Below are 22342 nucleotides of genomic sequence, written 5' to 3' on the forward strand. Positions count from 1 at the left end.
ACATGAATTTTTTGACCGAGCTGCGCATCAGCCAGCGCTTGGCCGTCAGCTACGGCCTGCTTATCCTCTTGCTTGTGGCCATCGGTGGCTACGGCGCTTGGACGGCCAATCGCTTAGCCCAGGATTTGGACCGCACCGCCAACAGCAGCCTGGTGAAGATCGCTTCGGCCAATGCCTTGGAAGGCCAAGTCAATGTGATTGCCCGCGCATCGCGTGACCTGCTGCTGCTGGACGAGGCCCGCCAAATCAAGCGACAGAACGCCGCCATCGACAGCGCCTTGCAAGAAACCGAAAAGCAACTGGACAGCCTGCAAGCGGCCCTGGACAACGGCAAGGAAAAAGAACTGGTCGCCGCGGTGCGTGAATCGGAGCTCAAGTTCAGCGCCGCCGTGAACAAGTTTCGCAAGATTCAAAAGGACGGCAGCCCCGACGAGGCCCGCGAGAGCCTGATCAATGACGTTCGCCCAGCACAACAGTCCTATCAAGACGGGCTCAAGGGCTTGGTGGACCTGCAGTTCGAAAGCGCTCGCACCCTCGCCGTCGAGGGCGGTGAAATGGCGCGCTCGTCCATCCTGCTGACCGCCGTGTTGGTGGTGGTGGCAGCCGTGGTCGGTCTGGGTGGCGGTTTCGTGATCGCACGCTCCATCGTGCTGCCGGCCCAAAAGGCGCAGAAGACGGCCGAAGCCATCAGCGCCGGCGACCTGAGGCAACACATTGTTGTGGAAGGCAATGATGAGTTGGCGCAAATGCTCAAGGCTATGCAGGACATGCAACACGCTTTGTCCGGCGTCGTCAGCAGCGTCAGCGATGCCGCCGGTGAAGTGGCTCAGAACTCATCCGACATCGCCCACAGCAATGTGAACCTGTCGGACCGCACCGCCCGCTCCGCGGCCAGCTTGCAAAACACCGCCGCGTCGGTGGAGCAAATCGCCGCCAACCTGAATGGTGCCAGCGACCTGACTCGCCGCGCAGCTGGCATCGCCACCAAGGCCCGTCAATCGGCCCAAGCCGGTGGCACCGTGGTGTCCAAGGTGGTCGACACGATGGAAGAAATCAGCGCCAGCTCGAAGAAGATCGGCGACATCATCGGCGTTATCGACGGCATCGCTTTCCAAACCAATATCCTGGCGCTGAACGCAGCCGTGGAGGCCGCACGGGCCGGCGAACATGGCCGCGGCTTTGCGGTGGTGGCCTCCGAGGTGCGCGCCTTGGCCTCGCGCTCTGCTTCTGCAGCCAAGGAAATCAAGGTCCTGATCCAAGAATCGTCGGTCAAGGTCGAGAACGGCACCGCCCTGGTCAATAACGCCGGAGTCACCATCCGCAGCGTGGTGGACGAGGTCAACAATATGGGTCAGTTGATCGAAGAGATCTCCCACTCTGCCCAAGAGCAAGCAGCCGGCGTCGGCGTAGTCAATAACGCCATGAATGAGCTGGACCGGACCACGCAGCAAAACACCACTCTGGTGGACGAACTGGGCCGCTCCACCGACGCATTGAAATCCAGTTCCTCCCGCCTGCTGAGTGCCGTCGGCTTCTTCCGAGCTGCCGGCGCCAAGGCCTGAAGCCCTTCCCTTTCTTCTTTCCCCCTTGATTCCTTAGATCACGTATTCCCATGAGCACTTCGACCTCCTCCCTGCCCCGCGTGCTGCGCTCCGCTTCCTTCCTGTGCGCAGCCTTGGCCGTCGCTTTCAGCGCCCACGCCTCTGCACCCAAGATTCTGAAAAAGGTGCCGCCGGAGTTCCCGGCCGAGGCCAGCAAGCAATCGATCAAGTCCGGCACCGTCAAGGCCAAGATGGCCATCGAGGCCGACGGCTCGGTTTCCGGCGTTGACATCGTCGAAGCCCAACCCCGCAAGGTCTTTGACAAGGCCGTCACCCGCGCCCTGATGGACTGGCGCTTTGAAGGCACCGGCGGCAAGCAATCGCACGAGGTCAAGCTGGTGTTCAACAACGAAGATTGATGAGCGCTGGCCGTCGGTGTTTTGCACCGCCTCGGCCACACCAGGATCACTCGCCCAGACGGCCTGCCAGGACCTCGGTCCAAGGCAGGCCTTTTTTCTTGCCTGCGAGTCGCCGCAGCCCCTTGCGCCAAGGTCTCGCTGGGCGCGACTAAAATCTAATCCATGCCCTCCCTCGTGTCGCTGTCATCGCTGGCCTGGATCCGGACTCTGATCTGGGTCGTGGTGCTGGCCCTGCCCCTGCAAGCGCAGGCGCGGCTTGCCATGCTGGGCTGCAGCAACGACACCAGCTCAAGCGCGATCAGCAGCCCGCCCGCAGCGCACGATCATCAAGCCATGATGGCGCAGATGGATCACTCGGGGGACTCGGCTCATGGATCGCAGCCCTCTGCCGAAGAAGTTACCGACAGCCATGCCGGTCACGCCTGCAGCGCCTGCGCGGTCTGCTGCGTCGGTGCTGCTTTGCCAAGCAACGTATTGAACTTGTCGCTGGGCTCAGGCCCCGGCATTTTGGCCCCCGATGCTGGCCCCGCCAGCCTGGATGTCATCACGCCCACACTGGACCGACCTCCCAGGTCCCATCAGCGAAGCTAATCCGCTGGGTCGACGCCGCTTGCAACAGCGCGCGTCGCCATCATTGGCGCCACCAAACTGGGTGGCGCGGCGTTCCCTCATTGAAAGTGGAGCCATGATTACCTGTTCCTTATCCCTGCGCCCAAAAGGTCGCGGGGCTCATTCCGCCTGCCCATCGGCTGTTGGACTGTTGCTGCTTGCCAGCGCCGCCATGTTGGTCTCATCACCCATTCAAGCGCAAGTCGCGGCAGCAGGCGCCAAGTCCGCCGTCAACTCAGCCGCCGCTGCCGACCCGACTGACCCCTCGGCGGTGGTGCCTGCAGCAAAACCGCCCCAAGCGCTGCAGCGCTACAAGGCGGCAAAGCTGGACCCCGTTATCGCCGATTGGCCACAGGCAAATCGCACCGTCAAAGAAGCCGGCGGCTGGCGTGCCTACGCCAAAGAGGCGTCCAGCGCCTCATCCAGCGCGCCAGCGAGCCCGGCAGCTTCAGCCGCACCCGCATCTCGCCATGACCATGGCGCGCATGGAGGCAAGAAATGACCCGCGCGCGCTTGACCGCCCCCATGCTGCTCCTTGCCCTGTTGCTGGGCGGCTGCGCCAGCCTCGATCCCGAGGCGCGCTTTGAACCGATCAAAACGCAAGCCCAGCAGCACCTCAACAAGGACTTGCAATGGGCGCGCTCGCCGCAAGAGCGCCAAGCCATTCAGGACCGCGTTCATGAGTTGCTCCAAGCCCCCTTGTCGGCCGAACAAGCGGTTCAGCTGGCCTTGCTGAACCATCGGGGCTTGCAAGCCCAGCTGCATCAGTTGGGTATCGCGGACGCCGCTTTCGTGCAAGCCACCCGACTGCCCAATCCGGGCATCAGTCTCGGCCGATTCAAGCGCGAGCAAGAGCTGGAGATCGAACGCGGCCTGCACTTCAATCTGATGAGCTTGTTCAGCAGCAACTCGCGCGCGCGCCTTGCCGACTTGCAAACCCAGGCCTTGCAACGCGAGATTGGCCAGCAGGTGTTGAAGGTCGCCGCAGAAGCCCGGCGCGCCTATTGGATGGCCGTGGCCGCCCAGCAGTTGCAGCAGTACAGCCAGCAGGTGATGGATGCCGCCGAAGCCGGCGCGGAACTGGCACAGCGCATGAGCACGGTAGGCAATGTGACCAAGCTGAGGCTGGCGCGCGAGCAGAGCTTTTACGCCGATGCGGCGTTGGGCCTGGCGCATGCCGAGATGGAGTCCCGCTCTCGCCAGGAGGCCTTGATCCGCGCCCTCGGCTTGTGGGGTGAGTCACTGGCTTTGTTGAAGCTACCCGAGCGTCTACCCGATCTGCCCAGCCAAACAAAGGAACTGCCCGAGGTCGAACGCCTCGCCATCGCGCAGCGTCTGGATGTCCAGGAGGCCAAGAAATCCGTCCAGGCCCGCGCCGCCCAGCTGGGCTTGACGCGCAGCACCCGCTTCATCAATGTGCTGGACCTGGGGCTCGCCAGCAATCGTAGCAATCTCGATGCCACGCAAACCGGCTTCGAGTTGAGCCTGGAGTTGCCTGTGTTTGACTGGGGTGAGGCACGGCTTGCCCATGCCGAAGCGAGCTATATGCAGTCGCTGGAACGCACCGCCTACATCGCCATCAAGGCCCGCTCAGAAGCCCGTGAGGCCTATTCGCAGTACCGTTCTGCCTTCGACATAGCGCGCCATTACCGCGACGAAGTGCTGCCCTTGCGCAAGCGCATCTCGGAAGAGAACCTTCTGCTCTACAACGGCATGTTCATCAGCACCTTCGAGCTGCTGGCCGACGCCAGAGCGCAGATCAGTGCCGTGGCGGCAGCCATTGCCGCGCAGCGGGACTTCTTCGTGGCCGAAGCGGCCTTGAATCAAGCCTTGATCGGCCCCCTCACAAGCCCGACCCTACCCTTGTCGGCCCCTTCTTCCGCCGCCGCTGAAGCCGGCGCCGGGCATTGAAAGCATCACCCATGGTTTCCCGTCGCAATCTTTTCTTGGGCGCTGGCGCTGTGGCCGCAGCCAGCGTGTCCCGCGTCGCCCTGAGCGCCATTCCCGAAGCGGTGCAGCAAGACAGTGCCGCCACCGCGCCCCCGCTCGTGCCACCGAACGGTCGCCCCTACAACCCGGTCGTCACCTTGAATGGCTGGACCTTGCCTTGGCGCATGAACGCCGGGGTGAAGGAATTCCATCTGGTGGCCGAACCGGTGGTGCGCGAAATGACACCCGGCTTCAAGGCCCATCTCTGGGGCTACAACGGCCAGTCGCCCGGCCCCACCATCGAGGTGGTCGAAGGCGACCGGGTGCGCATCTTTGTCACAAATCGCTTGCCCGAACACACCAGCGTGCATTGGCATGGCCAGCGCCTGCCCAACGGCATGGACGGTGTCGCCGGCCTGACTCAGCCGGCCATCAAGCCCGGACAAACTTTTGTCTATGAGTTCACCGCACGCCGCCCCGGCACCTTCATGTACCACCCGCATGCGGACGAGATGACGCAGATGGCCATGGGCATGATGGGCATGTGGATCACCCATCCCAAGCAACGCAATCACCCCCAGATTGCGGAGGTACAGCGCGACTTCTGCTTCTTGCTGTCCAGCTATGACGTCGAGCCGGGCAGCTACACGCCCAAGCCAATGACCATGACCGACTTCAACCTCTGGACCTGGAACAGCCGCATCTTCCCGGGCATCGACACTCTCAACGTGCGCCACGGCGACCGGGTTCGCATTCGGGTCGGCAATCTGACCATGACCAACCATCCCATCCATCTGCATGGCCATGAGTTTGAGGTGACCGGCACCGACGGTGGACCGGTGCCCAAGAGCGCGCGCTGGCCCGAAGTCACCACCGATGTGGCCGTCGGTCAAATGCGCCAGCTCGAGTTCCTTGCCGATGAGGAAGGCGACTGGGCGATTCATTGCCACAAGAGCCATCACACGATGAACGCCATGGGGCACAACCTGCCAAATCTGATCGGCGTCGATCATCGCGGCCTCGCAGCCAAGATCACCCGGCTGATTCCTGACTACATGGTGATGGGCGAGCGCGGCATGGCCGATATGGCCGAGATGGAGATGCCCCTGCCCGAGAACACCGCGCCGATGATGGCCGGCAACGGACCCTATGGCAGTCTGGAGATGGGCGGCATGTTCAGCGTGCTGAAAGTGCGCCGCGAACAAAAAGTCGGCGACTACAGCGACCCTGGCTGGTGGGCCGCGCGCGCCCCCAAGGGCAGTGTGGCGCGCGTCTTTGAAGGGGCAGTTCCTCCCGCCGCCTCGGCCGCCCCAGCACCAGGCACGAGTTCCCAGCCACAGGCCGAAGTGAAGGTGCGCAAGCCCAGCGGCGGCCATCAGGGCCATAGCGGGCATTGAACCGCAAGGTCCGCGCCCTTGTGCACCGTTCACCGATGAACCCTAAATCAATCTCCCACATGAAAAACACCCACCGCATCCTCTTGACCCTGGCCGCTGCCGCCAGCCTCAGCAGCCTGTCTGAACTGGCGCGCAGCCACGAAACGCATGCCCACCCCTCGAAGGCCGCTGAAGCGACGCAGACGGCGAGCGAATGGACCGCGGCCGAGATACGGCGCATTGATGGGCCAAACCGAAAGCTCACGCTCAAGCATGCCGAGATCAAGCACCTGGACATGCCCGCCATGACCATGGTGTTCTCGATCAAGCCGGACGCTGAAGGGGCGGACTTGACCCCGCAGCTCAAAGTGGGCGACAAGATCATGTTTCGAGCCGAATCGAGCCAAGGCAAGATCTGGATCAGCGCGCTGAAACGGCCCTGAACGCTGCAAGTCGCTCAAGTTCCTTAAGTTGGGGCCGATCCCCATAGACCGAGCTGTCTTAAGACTGAGGGGTAGCAGCATGGGCGACAGCCAAAGCATCAAGCAACACCAGACCTTGCCCGAACTCGAAGCAGCGCTCGCCACCATGGTGCACGAGCGCTATTTCGAGGCTGAAAGCGATACCGAGGCGGAGTCGCAAGCCTTTGAAGCCCGGGACTGCGAGTACCTGATGACACGCATCCGCTGCCTGGAGCTGAGCTTGAAGGCGGCGGACGAAGACTTGGCCTGGATCGGCCCCGGTGCCAAGAGTTCACCCGCGCAGTCGCTGCGCCGCATCAAGGCCTTGTGCGGCCGCTACCCCGATTTGTTCAGCGCCATGCAGGCGGTGGTGGTCACACACCCTGGTGTGTCTCGCGATATGTTGGCAATGGCCGTCAAGCAATTCCGGCGCGATGCAGACGCTTACAGCCAAGAAGATGTGGTGGGCCTGTTGACCTGCGTGACCAACGGCGCCCTTCAAGCCTTTGAGGCCGTGCTGCGCACACGCAAGGGCGCCGATCGCAAGGCGGCCTCGCTGCCCTGGGGCAAAAGCACCGACTGAGGGCTGCAGCCCAGGATTGCGCCCTGCGGCGCCCACTTCGCCCCGCCTAACTCAGCGCAGCCAGCTCGCTCCGGCCGCGAGCTTGGTCGCGCTCCCGGCTTTGGTGCCCAGCAGCTTGGCGACATGGCGACCATCGGCCTTCGCGTAGTCCAAGCCGATCAAGGCACCGGCGCTCAAGCTCAAGACCAAGGCGGCGCAAGCGACATAAGCCAGGATAGGCCGACGCGACTTCAGCGCAGGTCGGCGAGCGCGCTGACGCTCCTGGGGCGTCTCGGCAAAAGTAGGGGTCGACTTGGGGCGCATCACCCGCACCGCCTGTTTCTGACCGTTGCTTCCAGATACAACTTCAAAGCTGATCAGCTCGTTGGGCATGGGCTGTGGGCTGTTGGCCGGAAAGGCCGAGATATGAACGAACAGCGCCTGCCCACCCTGCAGCGGCGTGACGGCGCCAAAGCCTCGCTCCACCTGCCACTGTGTCAATGTGCCTTCGAATCGCATGATAGATCCCTCTGAAACAATGGCCTGAGGTTCGAGTCGCCCAGCCAAGGCGAACACGGCCACAAGCGCCGCCCCCTGTTTTCTTATGGCCTCCATGCTGCCTGAACCAGCCCATCGTGCTGCAACAGTTGGTAAGAACTGTGCGGCGGCCACTACCCAATGAACCGCGACAATAGCGGGGACAGCGCAGCAAAAGAGAAAGAGCAAAAAGCATGGCCATCAACTGGTTCCCCGGGCATATGAATTCGACCCGGAACGCGATCAACGAACGGATGAGGGCCGGGCTCGACGTCGTCATCGAGATGCTGGACGCCCGCATCCCCGGCTCCAGTGCCAACCCGCTCTTGGCCCAGCTGACGGAGGGCAAGCCCACGCTCAAGCTGCTGAACAAGCAAGACCTGGCCGACCCGGAGCGCACCGCGCTGTGGATGGCGCACTACAACGCCTTGCCAGACACCCGCGCGATTGCCCTGGACGCCAGCATCAAGGCGCCGGCCCAGGCGCTGATCAAGGCCTGCCGCGAGCTGGCCCCGCTGCGCGGCGGCATGGTCAAACCGGTGCGGGTGCTGATCTGCGGCATTCCGAATGTCGGCAAGTCCACTTTGATCAATACCCTGGCCTCCAAACGGGCGGCCAAGACCGGCGATGAGCCGGGCATCACCAAGATCGAACAAAAGATCGTGTTGGCCGAAGACTTCTATCTCTTCGACACGCCCGGCATGTTGTGGCCCCGCATTGCCATCGAAGAAAGCGGCTACAACCTGGCGGCCAGCGGCGCCATTGGCCGCAATGCCTTTGAAGAAGACGAAGTCGCGCTGGAGTTGCTGGACTATCTGCGGGTGCATTACCCGGCGCAGCTGATCGAACGCTACAAACTGGGCGACATCAGCGGCTTGAATGATGAGGAACTGCTGACGGCGATTGGCCGCAAGCGCGGCGCCATGCTCAGCGGCGGCCGAGTCAATTTGCAAAAAGCTGCGGAAGTGCTGATCTACGAATTCCGCCAGTGCATCCTCGGCCGTATCACGCTGGAAACACCGGACGAATTCAAGCAGTGGGCCGCCAAGGCCGAGGCGGCCGAAGCGGCGCGCAAGGCCAAGGCCGATGCCCGCAAGGCGCGGCGCAAGGGCAGCGGCGTTCGCGAGGCCAGTTCGGGCTCAGCCCCGGAGGCGGAGACTGAGGACGAGGCCAGCGAAGACTGAATCGACGGCCGAATGGCTGTCGACTACAGAAGCCCCTTCACTCGACCACCAAGACCACCTTGACGCTCGCGTCGACCGCCGACTTTTCGATATAGCCGATGGCATCGACATTGGCGGCCACATACTTCTTGACCTCGGCTGCGCTGGGCAATTCCTTCGGCGGTGTGGCCTTGCCAGAGAAGGTCAAGCGCGACCACGCTGCCTTCACCTGCGCACTGGTCTTGCCTGCCGCCTTGCTGTAGAACTGCTCGCGCACGCCACTGGAATCAGGCAGATCGGCCAGCACCACGGGGCCCCCGCTGGGCAGAGTGCTGGACTTGCCCAAGAACAACGATGCGGCCTGCTCGGGGCTTAGCGCACTCAAGGAACTCTTGGGGTTCACGATCACGGCCGTCTGTGCCGCAGCAAAACTAGCAAGCCCGAGCAGCAAGCAAGCGACAAGGACTCGGGACTTAGATTTTGTAGAAGTCTTCATGGCTTTGTCCTGATCATTGACTGCAAAAAAGGTGACTGAATCCGTCGATACCCGGGCCTAGAACACCACATCGTAGGACGCGCTCAGGAGCTGCGCATTGCCTGCGCCTGGCGTGCTGGTGCTATCGCGGACGCGATCAAACTGCAGCTTGAGGGCCCCCCCTTTGTGCACCTCATAGCGCAAGGCCAGCAACTGGCTACGCAACTTGACTGGGGCATAAGCGGCCAAGTCATAGCTTGTTTCAAGGTAGGCGCTGCTGCCCCCGGTCAAGGTGAACGAACCCATGCGGTAGCCCAGGGTCAGCAGGTAGTACTTGGCCTTGTAATTCAGCGACTGCCGCTTGGCTTGGCCGAATTCGCTGCGCACGATCCAGTGGTCAATGTCCGCATTCAAGGCCAGACCCAAGAAGTCCTGTTTGGGACCATTCGATTCAATCTCCACCACGCCGCTGTCGCGATCCACCTGCTTGACGGTGCTGCGCACATAGCTCAAGCGGCCGCTGAACCAGTCTTTAGAGAACTCGAAACTGACGCCGCCGATATCGCCCCACGCTACATCCTTGGGGGCTTCGTTATAGAGCCGCGCATAGGGGTTCTTCTTGCTGTTCTCAGCCCCGATCAAGGCTTCGGTGCGCAAGGACCAGGCGCCAAGCTCGGTGGAATAGCTGAGGCTGGCGCCGTTGTAATTGACTACATCCCAGCCGTACACATCCGGGCTGGGGCGTATGGTGTTGTAGGCAAAGCCCACGTCCTGAAAGTCGGAGTAGTAATACAGCGGCAAGCGCTTTCGCCCGAGCTGCAGCGTCCATTCCGGTGCGATCTGATAGGCGAGGTAGAGCCACTCCAAATTCAAGGCCTGATCCTTCACCGCGCGAGTGGTGAGCTGGGTGGTCGCGCTCCACTGGGGATTGAACTTGAGCGTCGCCTGCAGGCCGGCGCGCGACTCGGGCGAGGCCGTGACTTCGTCGCCATAGACGCCCGCATGAGCCCAGTCAGCGATGTACCTGGTGCAGTTACTGCTGTGCACAGGCGCAAGCCCACTGGCGACGCAAGAACCCGAGGTCCGCCCGAGCACCAGGGACGCAAAGCCCGAGCTGCTGAACTCTTGCGCCTGCGCGCCCAGAGACAAGCTGAGTCCAAGACTCAGCAAGCCCAGCGCGCACCAGCGAGGTCTGCCAGGAGGCCGGCGCTTGAGCCGCCGCACTGAGTCTGGCGTACGTGCGCCAAAACGAGGATCCAGAGACGCCTGTCGACGATGCACCATGCCAAGCTCCAGTCAGAGTAGGGGAAAAACTTCTTCACCAAACATCTCTGTACCCAGGGTTTGAAGAGGATGCAGCATGCCTTCATCAACTGCCCCTCCGCCCTTGTTGCGGCACTCGCTTGAAGCCTCCCGGAGTCAAGCCTTGCCGTAAAGATAACCAACTCAGGGCGGGCCCAAGAGGTATTCAATGCGCCTTTGAAAAAAAACAACAAGGACCCGGCGCGAACGCCTGCTTCGGCGGTTCTTTCCGTGGGAGGGAGCCGAATCTTCACCGACCTAAGCCGAGGTCGGGCCAGTGGCGCCATCAGGCCCTGCGCTCTCGCATCAATACAAGCAACAAACCCATGCCCACCCAGAGCACGGCGGCCGTGACCCACAAAGCGCCGCGATAGCTGCCACTGGTTTGGGCCATGGCGCCGGCCAGCACCGGCGCGCAAACCTGGGCCAGCCCATAGCTCAGGGTCAAACGCGCCATCGCCTTGCCGGGGTTGTTGGGGGCGCGCCGCCCGACCAAAGCCAGGGTCAGGCTGACGATGCCGATAAAGGTCGCGCCATATAGCAGCGCCCCCGCCAAAGCGGGGACGAGTTCGTCGGACGCGGCAGGCAGCAGCACCGACAAACTCTGCAAGGCAAAAGCCGCAAACAAGGCCTTCAATTCACCCCAGCGCCGTGCGACCTTGTCCCACACGAACACAGCCGGGGTGGCTGCCAAGCCCACCAAAGCCCAGGCCCAAGGCCCCTGACCCGCGAGCAAGGGCTGGCGCTCGACGATTGCCACGGTAAAGGTGGCACTGATGACGAAACCCCAGCCGGCGCAAAAATACATGGCCATCATCAAAGCCATCCATGAGCGGTCGGGCGCTGCTGACGCCGCCACTGCGGCAACAGGCGCCGGCGGGACCGGCGGTCGCCAGAGCCAAGCAGGCACGAGAAAGATCAGCCCTATGCATGCAAAGCCCAGCCATTGCTGCGACCAATGCAGCGCCAGCTCGGCCATCAAAAAAGCGCCAAGCGCCGACACCGCAATGCCCAGTCCCAGTCCGATGAAATGAAGGCCTAGCTCAGGCCGCCGCCCCTGACGCATCAACCAGCCCAGCACCAAGCCGGACCCCAGCAGCATGCCGGCAGCACCACACAAGCCGCCCAGGTAGCGGGACAGCGCCCAGATCCAAAGCTGCTCACTCAAGCCCATCAAAGCGGTAATCAACAGGCTCAAGATCAAGCCGACACCGTAGAGCCTTTGTCGCCAAGCGGGGCTGTCCAAGCAGGCCGCCAGCAGGGCGCCGCTCATATAGCCCAAGTAGTTGATGGAGGCCAGCCAACCGCCCTGCAAATGACTGAGGCCGACCTGCGCCTGCATCAATGGCAACAGCGGGGTGTAAGCAAAGCGCGCCAAACCAACCGTCAGCACCAACCCGCAAACACCACCCGCAATGACCTGCCAGGCTTGCAAACGAGCAGGGGAAGAAAAGGCATCACGAGAGGCTGCGGACATACCCCGAGCCTAAGCGATTCTGTGGCCGCTTGGCTTGTAATCGCGCCTGAAGCGCCCATATGCACAGGCATGGACCTGGATGCCCTGCCCCTCTTGCTGATCATGGCCTTGGCGCTAGGCTTGATCCTGTGCTTGGTGGCCGGCCCGCTGGTGCAGCGCAGGCGCAGGCAGCGCTTGCGGGCGCAGCCGTTTCCGCAGGCCTGGCGGCGCATCTTGCGGCGACGCGTGCCCTTGGCGCAGCGCCTGCCGGCCGATCTGCACATGCGGCTCAAGCAGGAGATTCAGGTTTTTCTGGCAGAGAAGCCCATCATCGGCTGTGACGGTTTGGTCGTCACGGATGAGATGCGCGTCACGATTGCAGCGCAGGCCTGCCTGCCGCTGCTGGGCGCGCGGCGCGGCTACTACCCCCAGCTGAAACAGATCTTGCTCTACCCCGGAGCCTTTGTCGTCGACCGGCCGGTGAGCGAACCGGGCGGGGTGTTGCGCGAGCAGCGGCGCGCCTTGGCGGGCGAAAGCTGGGTGCAGGGCCAGGTCTTGCTCTCCTGGCGCGATGTACAAGCCGGTGCGGCGGATCCCATGGATGGACACAATGTGGTCATCCATGAATTTGCCCATCAGCTCGATCAAGCCAAAGGGCATGCCAATGGAGCACCACTGCTGAGCGACGCCCAGGCCTACCGGCGTTGGTCCACGGTGATGCAAAACGAGTTCGATGCCTTGCAGTCACGGCTGGCAAGAGGCGAGGCCAGCCTGATTGATGCTTACGGTGCCACCGACCCTGCAGAATTTTTTGCGGTCAGCAGCGAGTTGTTTTTCGAGCGGCCGCTTGATCTGGCCCAAGAGCATCCGGCCTTGTATGGCGTGCTGAGCGCGTACTACCGACTCAACCCCATCAACTGGGACCAGGGCCGCTGACAAGCGATGCCGGCGCCCGCGCCGGAGATCGGATCAGAAACCCAGCGAGGCCAGCAAATCGTCCACATCGTCTTGTTGCAAGGCCTTGTCGGGCGTTTGCACCCCCTCCAAGCCTTGAGCGGATGGGGCCGAATCCTCGGGCTTGGGCGGCTCAAACTGGGCCAGCAGGTGTTCAAGCGGGGATTCCACGCTCTCCAACATGCCCACCACTTTGTTGATGACCTGACCAGACAGATCCTGAAAGCCTTGGGCCATCATGATCTCGGTATGCAAAGACTTTTCACGGCTCGCGAAGCTGGCCGCGTTGGCGGCATAAGCGGCGCATAGCTTGAGCATCTGGCGCGCCCGATCCACCGTCAAATCAGGGGCCAAGGCCATACGGCACAAGGTTTCCGAGAGGTCCGAGCCTTGGCGGCGCACCTGCTCGGCATCGTCTTGCGCCGCATCGACCAGACCCAGCACCTTGGTGGCGGCCTCTTCGGTCATGCTGCGCACATAGGCCAGGCGCTCGCAGGCATCGGGCAGCTCTTGCACCACCTTGTGCAGCACCTGCACCGGGTCAAGGGCTACAGGCTCGGCGGTTGATCCAGAAACCGGGGCTTGATTCACTTGCTGAAGAACTGCTGACATGGTGATCGACTCCCTGAACTGCTCACGCCCTGAGGCGGAGAAAACCTGCCCGGGATTATCCCGACACCCCCTGGTTTGGGGGACCGAGATCCGTCACGCTGCGGCAGACTTTGAGAGATTTTTCACGCCAGACTTGCTCCTCTGCAGAAGAGGGGCTCAAGTCCAAAGATCGAGCGGCGCCTCACGGGTGACGGCGCGCAAGATGTCGCTGCGGGACAAAAAGCCCAACATATTGCCGAACTCATCGACCACCGGCAGTCCCGGCAGGCGCAGGTCCAGCAAGGCCTGCGCCACTTCTCGAATGGGCGTGTCCGGTCTTGCCGCAGGCACCGGACTCCACATCACATCGGCCACCGGTTGACTCAGCCAATCGAGCCAAGCTCGGCTGTCTTCCAGTTGCTGCGGCCCCGGCAAGAGATCGGCGCGCAACAACAGCCCCACCAGGCGGCCATGCACATTGACCACCGGCGCTTGCCCAACACCCGCCCGACTCAGCAAAGCCAAGCCTTGAGCCAGCGTGGACGCCAAGGGGACCGTGTGCAGGCGCCGGCTCATCAACTGCTCGACCAGGCTCAAGACTCGGCGTTCGGATGCAGCGCCCACCAAAGATTGCGCCTGCTGATAAGCGGCCAGCGCATCGCTGGGCCGCGGCTCGGCACCGCCCAGCGCAGCCAAGGCCGTATCCGGCGCCGGCCCCGCAAGCACCACCCCTGGTGTGGGATCGGCAATATCACCTCGCACAGGATCGACCGAACGAACGCGAGCCACGGCCTGCACCGGCCCGAGCTCCCTCAAGCCTTCAAGCCGGCCACTGAACACGCGTCCATTGAGCCCGTAGACGGTAAACATGACTAAGCCTGAGTCGCCTGCATGGCCATGAAGCCAGGCACGGCAGCGGCGGCAACAACCGCCAGTTCGGTGCGGTTGCGGCCGTTTTGCTTGGCCCGGTACAGGGCGGCATCGGCTGCCCCGACCAGGCTGTCTGCGGTGTCCCCGCCGGTGACCGCGCCCCCCCGCACCCCAATGCTGATGGTGACGGCGATGCTGTGAGCGCCCCACTGGGTCGGCGTCGCCTCCACTGCCGTGCGCAAGGCCTCAGCCAAAGTCTGCGCCCCCTCAAGATTGGTATCGGGAAGAATCACCAAAAACTCCTCGCCACCAAAACGGCCGATCTGATCCTGAGCACGCAAGCGGCTTTGCAAGGTTTGCGCCACCCCGCGCAAGACCATGTCGCCGGCCTGATGCCCGTAGCTGTCATTGACCTGCTTGAAGTGGTCAATATCGAGCATCACCACGCTCAGGTACTGCCCTTGGCGCTGTGCGCGCGCCACCGTGTTCAGAAGCTGGTCGGTGATGGCACGCCGATTCGCCAAGCCGGTCAGCATGTCCTTCATGGCCAACTCGAAGTTCAGTCGCTCGGCGCGTTCCACCGTCATATAGACAAAGCCCAAGGTGATGCTGAGGATCACGCCCATCGAAATCAAAAACACCACGGCGAGCCAGCGCGCGCCCTCCGCGCTGGACTGCCCATCCAAAGCCCCGGAAGCCGCCGCTGCTGCACGCATCAGCAGAATGATCAGCAGGGTGGTGAAGGCGCCAACCAGGATGTAGCGGCCACGCCCATGCTGCTTCTGGCTGCGATCCAGCAGCGCCAGCAGAATCACCACGATCTGTCCGCTGAACACGAGCGTCACGCCAAGAACCCGCCAACGTACCTCATACAGCCACAGCACGCAGATCAGGCCAACCAAGACGATGGGCGCGAGCCAGCGCCAGCCGACCATCTCCACCTCTTGAAAGCGCCGCAGCGCCAACAGCATCAAAGCCAAGGAGCAGGCATAGGCCACATTCCCCCCGATCACCGCCAAGGCCCAGGGGAAATGGTCAATCAAACCGAACAAAACTTGGCTGATCACACAGCACATCAGGCCCAAGGCCCAGGCCCATAGCGCATGACGTGCCGGCTGGCCCCAGGCCATGAAAGCGACCCAGAATGCCAGCAGCAAGGCGACCGCAGTCACCGCCACAAACAAGGTGGGCATGTCCAGGCTCATGCGAACATTCTAGTGAGAAGCGCCCGCCGCGACACGTTTCGCCGCGACGAGATTCAAGGCTTGAGCAACGCTTGCAAGCCTTGCAGACCGGCCTCGTCCAGGCGCCCGCTGAGCCGCGCCAAACTCAGCTGGCGGCGCGCCATCACCCGGTAGAACTCGCCATGGGCGCCGCCCAGCCCATCCAAAGCAGCCAAATGAGCGGCCACCACGCCCAAGTCACCCCGTGCAATCGGGCCTGACAAAGCACCGGGCAAACCGCGCGCCTCGGCCGCATCCAGGGTGCCGCGTGCCAGCGGCAACAGGGCTTGCAGGGCCGCGTCCGGTGGCAGGCCCACGCTCGCCCACAACTGCGTCGCTTCGTCCAACAAAGACAGCAAGAAACTGGCAGAGAAACCCGCTGCCGCATGGTAAGCCGCGCGACTGCCAGGAGGCAGGAGCAGGGGCTTCATGCCCAGCAAATCGGCCAAGGCCAACAGACGCTGTTGGAGCTCCTCGTTAGGCTGGCGCAGCTCGATGGCCACCGCGCTGCCGGCCAAGAGCTTTTCGGCCCGCGCCGGATCAGAAAAGATCTGCAATGGATGAAAGCCCGCAACTTGCGCACCGGCCCGTTCGGCTGCGGCCAAGGCCGACAACTCGGTGGCCCCGCTGCAATGCAGCGCCACCTGTCCGGGCCGCCAAGGCAGGCCCTCCGCCACCGAGGCGATGGCATCGTCCGAGACCGTCAAAAAAACCCAGTCGGCACACTGCACCGCCTCTGCGGGCGTGAGCGCCAGGCATCCGGGCAATTGAGCCGCCAAGTCTTGCGCGGCCCGCATGGAGCGACTGGCGACGGCAAGAAGCGGCGCCAAGCCCTGCCCTGCGGCTCGCGCGGCATAAGCTCGCGCGAGCGTGCGCCCAACGCGACCCGCGCCCACAAAGGCGAGGCTCGGATAGGCGGATTGCGACACCAAGGGCTGAGCCTCGCGAGCGTTCGTCAGGGCTTGACGAAGCGCAGGGTCATGCGATCGCTTTCACCGATGGCCTCAAAGCGGGCGCGATCCTTGTCTTTGCTGGCATAGGTCGGGGGCAGATCCCACACACCATTGGGGTGGTCGGCCTTGTCCTTCGGGTTGGCGTTAACTTCGCTGCTCGCCGCCAGCTTGAAACCGGCGCTTTCGGCCATGCGAATCACATAGGCCTGATGCACATAGCCACTCTCAGCCTTCTCGGTTTGTGTAGCGCTGGCGGGCAAACGATGGTCGACCACCCCAAAAACGCCACCTGGCTTCAAGGCCGTGAAGGCGCTCTTGAAGGCGGCTTGAACCTTGACCTCACCCAGCGAGACCCAGTTGTGCACATTGCGGAAAGTCAAGACCATATCGGCACTGCCGGGCTTGGCGTAGTCGAGCTTGCCTGTCCCCGGGGCAAACACGGCCACCTGAGCGCGGTCGTACAGGGCCGGGTTGGAAGCTAACTTTTCTTTCAAACGCGCAGCACTGCGCTGGAAGTAAGCCTGCTCAGACGCAGGATCATCGCCCGCCAAGATCAGCTGACCCTTGTCGCGCAGATAGGGCGCCAGAATCTCGGTATACCAACCGCCACCAGGCGACAACTCCACCACTGTCATGGTCGGCTTGATGCCAAAAAACGTCAGCGTCTCGTAGGGGTGGCGCGCCGCATCGCGGGCCACGAAAGCCGGTGTGCGGTGGCTGCCGGCAATGACGGCCTTCAGCGCCTCATCGGCTTGCGCTTGCGCGGGCGTCAGGGTCGCCACGGCGGACAGCACGCTCAGGCTTGCCAACATGACGGACCTACGGGATTTGTGCAGCAAATTCATGGTCAAGGCTTCTCCGAAACAGGGAACTGAAGATGAAACAGGCGCGAGTATGGCTTGCCTGAGGAAACCCTGCTGAAAGCCATGAGGGAAAATGCGGCCATCCCTGCTCCGCTCTCGCGCAGCCCTGCGCACCACTGGCCCCGCTTCCGTCATCATGCCCAACCCGTCCGCCTGCCCCGTCTGTACGCTCGAGAACACCTACCGCGACGGCGAGATGAATATCTGCCCGGACTGCGGCCATGAGTGGAGCGACAGCACCGCACAAGACAGCGCGACCGAAGACGGCGTCAAAGTGGTGCGCGACGCCAATGGTCAAGTCTTGGCCGACGGCGACTCCGTCATCCTGATCAAGGACCTGAAGGTGAAGGGCTCGTCCATCGTGCTGAAAAAAGGCAGCAAGGCCAAGGGCATCCGCCTGGTGGACGGCGACCACGATGTGGACTGCAAGATCGACGGCGTCAGCCTCAGCCTGAAATCAGAGTTCTTGAAGAAGGCCTGATTGCAGGCCCTCGCCGCAGCCCGTTGTGCGCCGGCGCGGCAGTCCAGGCCTCGCGCCCATCCAGCCGGAAGACCGAGACTGCCTTGACCAATTGCTGGGCCTGGTTCTTGAGGCTTTCAGCCGCAGCGGCTGATTCCTCCACCAAAGCTGCGTTCTGCTGCGTGCTGCGGTCCATTTGCACCACCGCCTTGCCGACCTGGGCCACGCCTTCGCTTTGCTCGGTGCTGGCAGCACTGATTTCGCCGACGATATCGGTTACGCGCCGGATGGCCGCCACCACCTCGTTCATGGTGCTGCCGGCCTGGTCCACCAAGGCGGTGCCCTGCTCGACCCGCTCCACGCTCACGCCGATCAAGCTCTTGATCTCGCGAGCCGCTTCGGCGCTGCGTTGCGCCAGCGAGCGCACCTCGCCGGCCACCACCGCAAAGCCGCGGCCCTGCTCGCCGGCGCGGGCCGCTTCCACGGCTGCATTCAGCGCCAAGATATTGGTTTGGAAGGCGATGCCGTCGATAACGCCAATGATGTCGCTGATCTTGCGCGAGCTGTCATTGATTTCCTTCATCGTGGCCACCACGCGCCCCACCACCTCGCCGCCTTGCAGGGCCACGGTGCTGGCGCTTTGCGCCATCTGATTGGCCTGACGTGCGTTGTCCGCGTTATGCCTGACCGTCGCACCCAACTCTTACATCGAAGCGGCGGTTTGCTCTAGCGCGCTGGCTTGCTGCTCGGTACGCGCCGATAGATCGTTATTGCCCGAAGCAATCTCAGCGCTGGCGGTAGACACATTCTCTGAGCCCAGGCGCACGGTGCTCACCACCTGAACCAGGTTCTTCTGCATCGCTGCCAAGGCGCTGAACAATCGAGCGATTTCATCGCGCCCGCGCACATCCAAGGCAGCCGTCAGATCGCCTTGGCCGATGCGCTCGGCCGCGCGGCTGGCGCGGGCCAAGCCGCCGGCAATGCTGCGCGACAGACTGCGGCTGATCAACACGGCCAACACCAGCACCAGCCCCAGCAAAGTCATGCCGACCACATAGACCTGCCGAAAGCTCGCAACCACTTGTTTTTGTGCCTCTTGAACATGGCCTTGTTCGCCGTCCACCAAGAGTTGGGTGACACGTATGTACTCATCGGTGAGCGGCACCAGTTTGTCTTGCACCACGCTGCGCGCGGCCGCATCGTTGCCCGCCGCCTTCAGTTGATTGGATTCCTCTCGAACCGCAAGCCAGCGCTTTCTCACCTCGCCGACATCTTCTGCCCGCTTGCGAGAGCCTTCGTTCTGGACGAGATCCAAAAATGCTTTTTGCGTGGCCGAGGTCTGAGCCGAAGTGCCGGCCATGGCCTCTTTGAAAAAGCCCAGCATCGCACTGCCTTCGGAGAAGCCCACGGCCAAAGAGCGCGCCGAGTTTTGCCTGACATCTCCCTGCCAGGAGCTGGCCAGGCGCAACAACTCGGCCGAGCGCTCCATGCGCTGGGTCGCCGCGCCTGCCGCCTCAAGCTGCCATGCCGTCAAGCCGGCCAAAAGCAAAAACAAAGCAAGGACGAGCCCAAAGCCGGCCTTCAGCTTGGTCGCCACCATCCAATCGTTCATAGCTTGTCTACCTCGGAAAGAGAAATGCCTTTTGCGGCAATTTGGGTCGGCTTCATCCGGTAGGGACGAAGTCCAACTGCGGGCTTTGAACGCCCGACTCATTCCTGGGTATCGGCAAGGCCACCGCTGACTTGACCCTGGGTCAGGCCGCCTGAGTCTGCCAACCGCCCCACAAGCTGGCCAAGGCTGCCAAGATCAGAAGTGCGCCCACACCCCACATCAGGCGCCGCTGGGTGGCCAACTGCGGCGGCCGGGCGCGGTGGGCCAGGGCCACCAAGAGCAAGACCGTGCCGTAGATGGCAATCTGGTTGCAGGCAATGATGGCGCCGAGCAAGAAGGCCTGCGCCCCCACGCTGCGCACCTCGCTGCGCAAAAAGGCCGGGAACACCGCCCACAAACTGCCCGCCGGCATCGGAGTCGCTTGTGCGGCAGCACCCTCGGGCATGTTCATCACCTGAGGCAGTTGGCGGGGAGCACGATGATGCCGAAGGTCAGGGCGAAGAAGAGCCAAAGATTGCTGGTGGGTTCAAGCGTCATGGCAAACATCCCTGAGGGGCATCTAGAAGAAAGTGGCGGCAGTCTAGGCGGCCGATAGGACAGAATCTGTCCTGTATTGAATGCTGTGAACCGAGGGGAGCCCGATGGGCCAAGACAAACCCACCGGCCGGGTGCTGGCCCTGCTGGAACTGCTGCAGTCTCAGGCCCTGCTGCCGGGACCGGAGCTGGCGCGCCGCCTCGACGTCGATGCGCGCACGCTGCGCCGCTACATCGTCCACCTGAGTGACTTGGGCGTGCCGGTGGAGGCGCAGCGCGGCCGCGACGGCGGCTACCGTCTCCGGCCCGGCTTCAAGCTGCCGCCCATGATGTTCACCACGGACGAAGTGCTTGCCTTGGGCATGGGGCTGCGCGCGGCGCGGGAGTTAGGGCTGGACGGCATCTTGCCCGCCATCGCCAGCACCCAAGCCAAGCTGGAGCGGGTGATGCCCAAAGGCCTGCATCGCCGTATCGCCGACCTGAACGAGGTGGTGTCGCTGGACACCCGGCACCAGCGCGCCGGGCAGCGCCAGCTAGGCCCCGGCGCCAAAGACTGCTTGCCGGCCCTCAGCGCCGCCACCCGCGCCCAGCAGCGGGTGCAGCTGACGTATTCGGCGGGCGACGGCGAAAGCAGCGAGCGCGCTGTTGACCCCTATGGTCTGGCCCTGCGCGGCGGGGCTTGGTATCTGGTGGGCTACTGCCATTTGCGCCAAGACCTGCGCACCTTTCGCCTGGACCGCATCCGCGCACTGCAAGCCCTGCCGGCCAGCTTTGCACGACCGCAAAACTTTGACGTTCAGCAGCATTTGAGCGAGGCGATTGCCAGCTTGCCGCGCAATCACACGGTAGAGCTGCTGATCAAGGCCGAACTCGGCCAGGCGCGGGCCTGGATTGCGCCTGAGCTGGGTCAGCTCAGCAGCACCCGAGCCGGGCTCAAGCTGAGCGCGCAGATCGACGCCCTGCCCGACTTTGCCCGCGAACTGGCGGGCTGGCCATTTGCTTTCAAAATCATCAAGCCGCTGGCCTTGCGGCGCGCGCTCGCAGCCCATGCCCAAGCCTTGTTGAGTTTGGCGGGCTGAGCGGCCGCAGGCTTCTTGTCCGCCTTCGCGCCTCACCCCACCGGCAACGCCGTCTCGTACTTGACCTCGCGCAGCACCACATTGCTGCGCACGCTGGCCACGCCGGGCACTTTGAAGATCTGGCCTTGAAGGAACAAGTCGTAGGCCTTCATATCAGGCACGACCACCTTGATCACATAGTCGGCCTCGCCGGTGATGCCGTGGCATTCGATGATTTCGCGGCTGGCCAGCACCAGGCGCTCGAACTGCTCCACCGCACCCTCGCTGTGGCGGACCAGCGAGACATTGGCCAGCACGCAAATATTGAGACCCAGCTTTTCCCGGTCCACCAGGGCCACATGGCGGCGGATCACCCCGCTGTCTTCCAGCTCTTTGATGCGGCGCCAGACCGGCGTGGCCGACAGGCCCACCTTGTCGGCCAGGGTCTGGGTGCTTTGCCGACAGTCGGCTTGCAAGGCTTCCAAAATCTGTTTGGTGGCCCGATCGAAACGATCCATCTCCATTTAAGGCTCCTTTGAGATGAATTCTCTCATTCACCCGCTTGACAGCGGTAAACAGAGCAACAAACACTTGGCCCTCTGACGAAAAATCCCGGCCAGCCATCGCTCGTTCGATCGTCCCTCGAGGAAAGCCTATGTCCAGCTCAGAAATCCAATCCACCAGCCCCGCTCCCCAGGAGCCCGCGCTGCGGGACTACAAGCTCTCGGACAACCTCGCAGCGAACAGCGGCGCGGTCTTCCTGACCGGCACCCAAGCCCTGGTGCGCCTGCTGCTGGCGCAAAAAGCGCAGGACGAAAGCAAGGGGCTGAACACCGCCGGCTTTGTCTCCGGCTACCGCGGCAGCCCGTTGGGCATGGTGGACCAGCAGCTGTGGAAGGCCAAGAAGTTCCTCGATGCGGCCAAGGTGAACTTCCTGCCCGCCATCAACGAAGACCTGGCCGCCACCGCCTGCCTCGGCGTGCAACGCGTGGCCCTGGACCCAAAGCGCACGGCCGACGGCGTGTTCGCCATGTGGTACGGCAAGGGCCCGGGCGTGGACCGCTCGGGCGATGCGCTCAAACATGGCAATGTCTACGGCACCTCGAAGCTAGGCGGCGTGCTGGTGGTCTGCGGTGACGACCATGGCTGCGTGTCGTCGAGCACCCCACACCAGAGCGATCTGGCCCTGCAGGCCTGGCATATGCCCATCGTCCACCCGGGCAATGTGGCCGAGTACCTGGAGTTCGGCCTCTACGGATGGGCGCTGAGCCGCTTCTCGTCCACCTGGGTCGGCTTCAAGGCGATCTCCGAGGTGGTGGAGTCGGGCATGACGGTGGACCTGGACAGCGTGCCGCTGGACTTTGAACTGCCGGTGGAGTACCAGCCGCCAACAG

The 22342-nt window shown here is 63.2% G+C and carries 23 protein-coding genes and 2 pseudogenes; 13 read left to right on the plus strand and 12 right to left on the minus strand.

The features are described from left to right. The first annotated feature begins 2 nt into the window (after positions 1-2). From ACOVRJ_RS11615 to ACOVRJ_RS11650, 8 genes are all read left to right on the plus strand, one after another. Positions 3-1562: a methyl-accepting chemotaxis protein gene (locus ACOVRJ_RS11615; RefSeq protein WP_422044012.1), complete on the plus strand. Its 1560-nt coding sequence runs from the start codon at positions 3-5 to the stop codon at positions 1560-1562. A 50-nt stretch (positions 1563-1612) separates the two neighbouring features. Next, positions 1613-1960: a TonB family protein gene (locus ACOVRJ_RS11620; protein WP_422044013.1), complete on the plus strand. Its 348-nt coding sequence runs from the start codon at positions 1613-1615 to the stop codon at positions 1958-1960. Between the two features lie 162 nt (positions 1961-2122). Continuing rightward, a complete protein-coding gene (locus tag ACOVRJ_RS11625; RefSeq protein ID WP_422044014.1) occupies positions 2123-2551 on the plus strand; it encodes a hypothetical protein in 429 nt (142 codons plus the stop codon). A gap of 190 nt (positions 2552-2741) precedes the next feature. Beyond that, positions 2742-3071, plus strand: a complete 330-nt coding sequence (locus ACOVRJ_RS11630; protein WP_422044015.1) for a hypothetical protein — start codon at positions 2742-2744, stop codon at positions 3069-3071. Next, complete coding sequence (locus tag ACOVRJ_RS11635) at positions 3068-4480, plus strand: TolC family protein (RefSeq protein WP_422044016.1); 1413 nt, start codon at positions 3068-3070, stop codon at positions 4478-4480. Before ACOVRJ_RS11630 ends, ACOVRJ_RS11635 begins: the two co-directional genes overlap by 4 nt. An 11-nt stretch (positions 4481-4491) precedes the next feature. Beyond that, positions 4492-5895, plus strand: a complete 1404-nt coding sequence (locus tag ACOVRJ_RS11640) for a multicopper oxidase family protein (protein WP_422044017.1) — start codon at positions 4492-4494, stop codon at positions 5893-5895. 59 nt (positions 5896-5954) lie between these two features. Continuing rightward, positions 5955-6317: a copper-binding protein gene (locus ACOVRJ_RS11645; RefSeq protein WP_422044018.1), complete on the plus strand. Its 363-nt coding sequence runs from the start codon at positions 5955-5957 to the stop codon at positions 6315-6317. A gap of 79 nt (positions 6318-6396) precedes the next feature. Then, positions 6397-6918, plus strand: coding sequence for a hypothetical protein (locus ACOVRJ_RS11650; RefSeq protein WP_422044019.1), 522 nt, complete (start codon positions 6397-6399; stop codon positions 6916-6918). A 51-nt stretch (positions 6919-6969) separates the two neighbouring features. Here ACOVRJ_RS11650 and ACOVRJ_RS11655 read toward each other — a convergent pair whose 3' ends face one another. Next, positions 6970-7416, minus strand: coding sequence for a cold-shock protein (locus ACOVRJ_RS11655; protein WP_422044020.1), 447 nt, complete (start codon positions 7414-7416; stop codon positions 6970-6972). Positions 7417-7628: 212 nt separating this feature from the next. Here ACOVRJ_RS11655 and ylqF point away from each other — a divergent pair, with 212 nt between their 5' ends. Then, positions 7629-8618, plus strand: a complete 990-nt coding sequence (gene ylqF / locus ACOVRJ_RS11660) for a ribosome biogenesis GTPase YlqF (RefSeq protein ID WP_422044021.1) — start codon at positions 7629-7631, stop codon at positions 8616-8618. A gap of 37 nt (positions 8619-8655) precedes the next feature. Here ylqF and ACOVRJ_RS11665 read toward each other — a convergent pair whose 3' ends face one another. The 3 genes from ACOVRJ_RS11665 to ACOVRJ_RS11675 all read right to left on the minus strand — a co-directional run bounded on the left by ACOVRJ_RS11665 (position 8656) and on the right by ACOVRJ_RS11675 (position 11851). Further along, positions 8656-9093, minus strand: coding sequence for a hypothetical protein (locus ACOVRJ_RS11665; RefSeq protein ID WP_422044022.1), 438 nt, complete (start codon positions 9091-9093; stop codon positions 8656-8658). Between the two features lie 57 nt (positions 9094-9150). Next, the gene (locus ACOVRJ_RS11670; protein WP_422044023.1) at positions 9151-10356 is read right to left on the minus strand and encodes a hypothetical protein; all 1206 of its coding nucleotides are present in this window, start codon (positions 10354-10356) and stop codon (positions 9151-9153) included. A 304-nt stretch (positions 10357-10660) separates the two neighbouring features. Beyond that, positions 10661-11851 (minus strand): YbfB/YjiJ family MFS transporter, encoded by a 1191-nt coding sequence (locus ACOVRJ_RS11675; RefSeq protein ID WP_422044024.1) that lies wholly within the window; start codon positions 11849-11851, stop codon positions 10661-10663. A gap of 69 nt (positions 11852-11920) precedes the next feature. Between ACOVRJ_RS11675 and ACOVRJ_RS11680 the strand changes: the two genes are divergently transcribed. Continuing rightward, complete coding sequence (locus tag ACOVRJ_RS11680) at positions 11921-12766, plus strand: zinc-dependent peptidase (RefSeq protein WP_422044025.1); 846 nt, start codon at positions 11921-11923, stop codon at positions 12764-12766. Positions 12767-12799: 33 nt separating this feature from the next. Here the strand turns inward: ACOVRJ_RS11680 and ACOVRJ_RS11685 are convergent, their stop codons facing one another. The 5 genes from ACOVRJ_RS11685 to ACOVRJ_RS11705 all read right to left on the minus strand — a co-directional run bounded on the left by ACOVRJ_RS11685 (position 12800) and on the right by ACOVRJ_RS11705 (position 17266). After that, entirely contained in the window at positions 12800-13396 is a 597-nt protein-coding gene (locus ACOVRJ_RS11685; RefSeq protein WP_422044026.1) for a protein phosphatase CheZ, read from the minus strand. 156 nt (positions 13397-13552) lie between these two features. Then, positions 13553-14245, minus strand: a complete 693-nt coding sequence (locus ACOVRJ_RS11690) for a CBS domain-containing protein (protein ID WP_422044027.1) — start codon at positions 14243-14245, stop codon at positions 13553-13555. Between the two features lie 2 nt (positions 14246-14247). Beyond that, positions 14248-15450: a diguanylate cyclase gene (locus ACOVRJ_RS11695; protein ID WP_422044028.1), complete on the minus strand. Its 1203-nt coding sequence runs from the start codon at positions 15448-15450 to the stop codon at positions 14248-14250. Between the two features lie 53 nt (positions 15451-15503). After that, on the minus strand, positions 15504-16397 hold the full coding sequence (locus tag ACOVRJ_RS11700; protein ID WP_422044034.1) for a Rossmann-like and DUF2520 domain-containing protein: 894 nt from the start codon (positions 16395-16397) through the stop codon (positions 15504-15506). A gap of 26 nt (positions 16398-16423) precedes the next feature. Continuing rightward, complete coding sequence (locus ACOVRJ_RS11705; protein ID WP_422044029.1) at positions 16424-17266, minus strand: class I SAM-dependent methyltransferase; 843 nt, start codon at positions 17264-17266, stop codon at positions 16424-16426. Between the two features lie 154 nt (positions 17267-17420). Between ACOVRJ_RS11705 and ACOVRJ_RS11710 the strand changes: the two genes are divergently transcribed. After that, positions 17421-17765 carry a zinc ribbon domain-containing protein YjdM gene (locus ACOVRJ_RS11710; RefSeq protein WP_422044030.1) on the plus strand — a complete coding sequence of 115 codons (345 nt, stop codon included), beginning with the start codon at positions 17421-17423 and terminating at the stop codon, positions 17763-17765. On the opposite strand, the pseudogene ACOVRJ_RS11715 reads toward ACOVRJ_RS11710, so the two are convergent. Continuing rightward, positions 17731-19356: pseudogene (locus tag ACOVRJ_RS11715) on the minus strand (methyl-accepting chemotaxis protein). The gene ACOVRJ_RS11710 and the pseudogene ACOVRJ_RS11715 overlap by 35 nt on opposite strands. Positions 19357-19498: 142 nt before the next feature. Next, positions 19499-19807 (minus strand): hypothetical protein, encoded by a 309-nt coding sequence (locus ACOVRJ_RS11720; protein WP_422044031.1) that lies wholly within the window; start codon positions 19805-19807, stop codon positions 19499-19501. 190 nt (positions 19808-19997) lie between these two features. Here ACOVRJ_RS11720 and ACOVRJ_RS11725 point away from each other — a divergent pair, with 190 nt between their 5' ends. Beyond that, on the plus strand, positions 19998-20969 hold the full coding sequence (locus ACOVRJ_RS11725; protein WP_422044032.1) for a helix-turn-helix transcriptional regulator: 972 nt from the start codon (positions 19998-20000) through the stop codon (positions 20967-20969). A gap of 32 nt (positions 20970-21001) precedes the next feature. On the opposite strand, the gene ACOVRJ_RS11730 is transcribed toward ACOVRJ_RS11725, so the two are convergent. Next, a complete protein-coding gene (locus ACOVRJ_RS11730) occupies positions 21002-21472 on the minus strand; it encodes an Lrp/AsnC family transcriptional regulator (RefSeq protein WP_263538126.1) in 471 nt (156 codons plus the stop codon). A gap of 146 nt (positions 21473-21618) precedes the next feature. Here ACOVRJ_RS11730 and ACOVRJ_RS11735 point away from each other — a divergent pair. Further along, a pseudogene (locus ACOVRJ_RS11735) lies at positions 21619-22342 on the plus strand (pyruvate ferredoxin oxidoreductase); the annotation flags it as partial.

Source organism: Roseateles sp. (genome assembly GCF_049240545.1).
GTDB lineage: Bacteria > Pseudomonadota > Gammaproteobacteria > Burkholderiales > Burkholderiaceae_C > Paucibacter_A.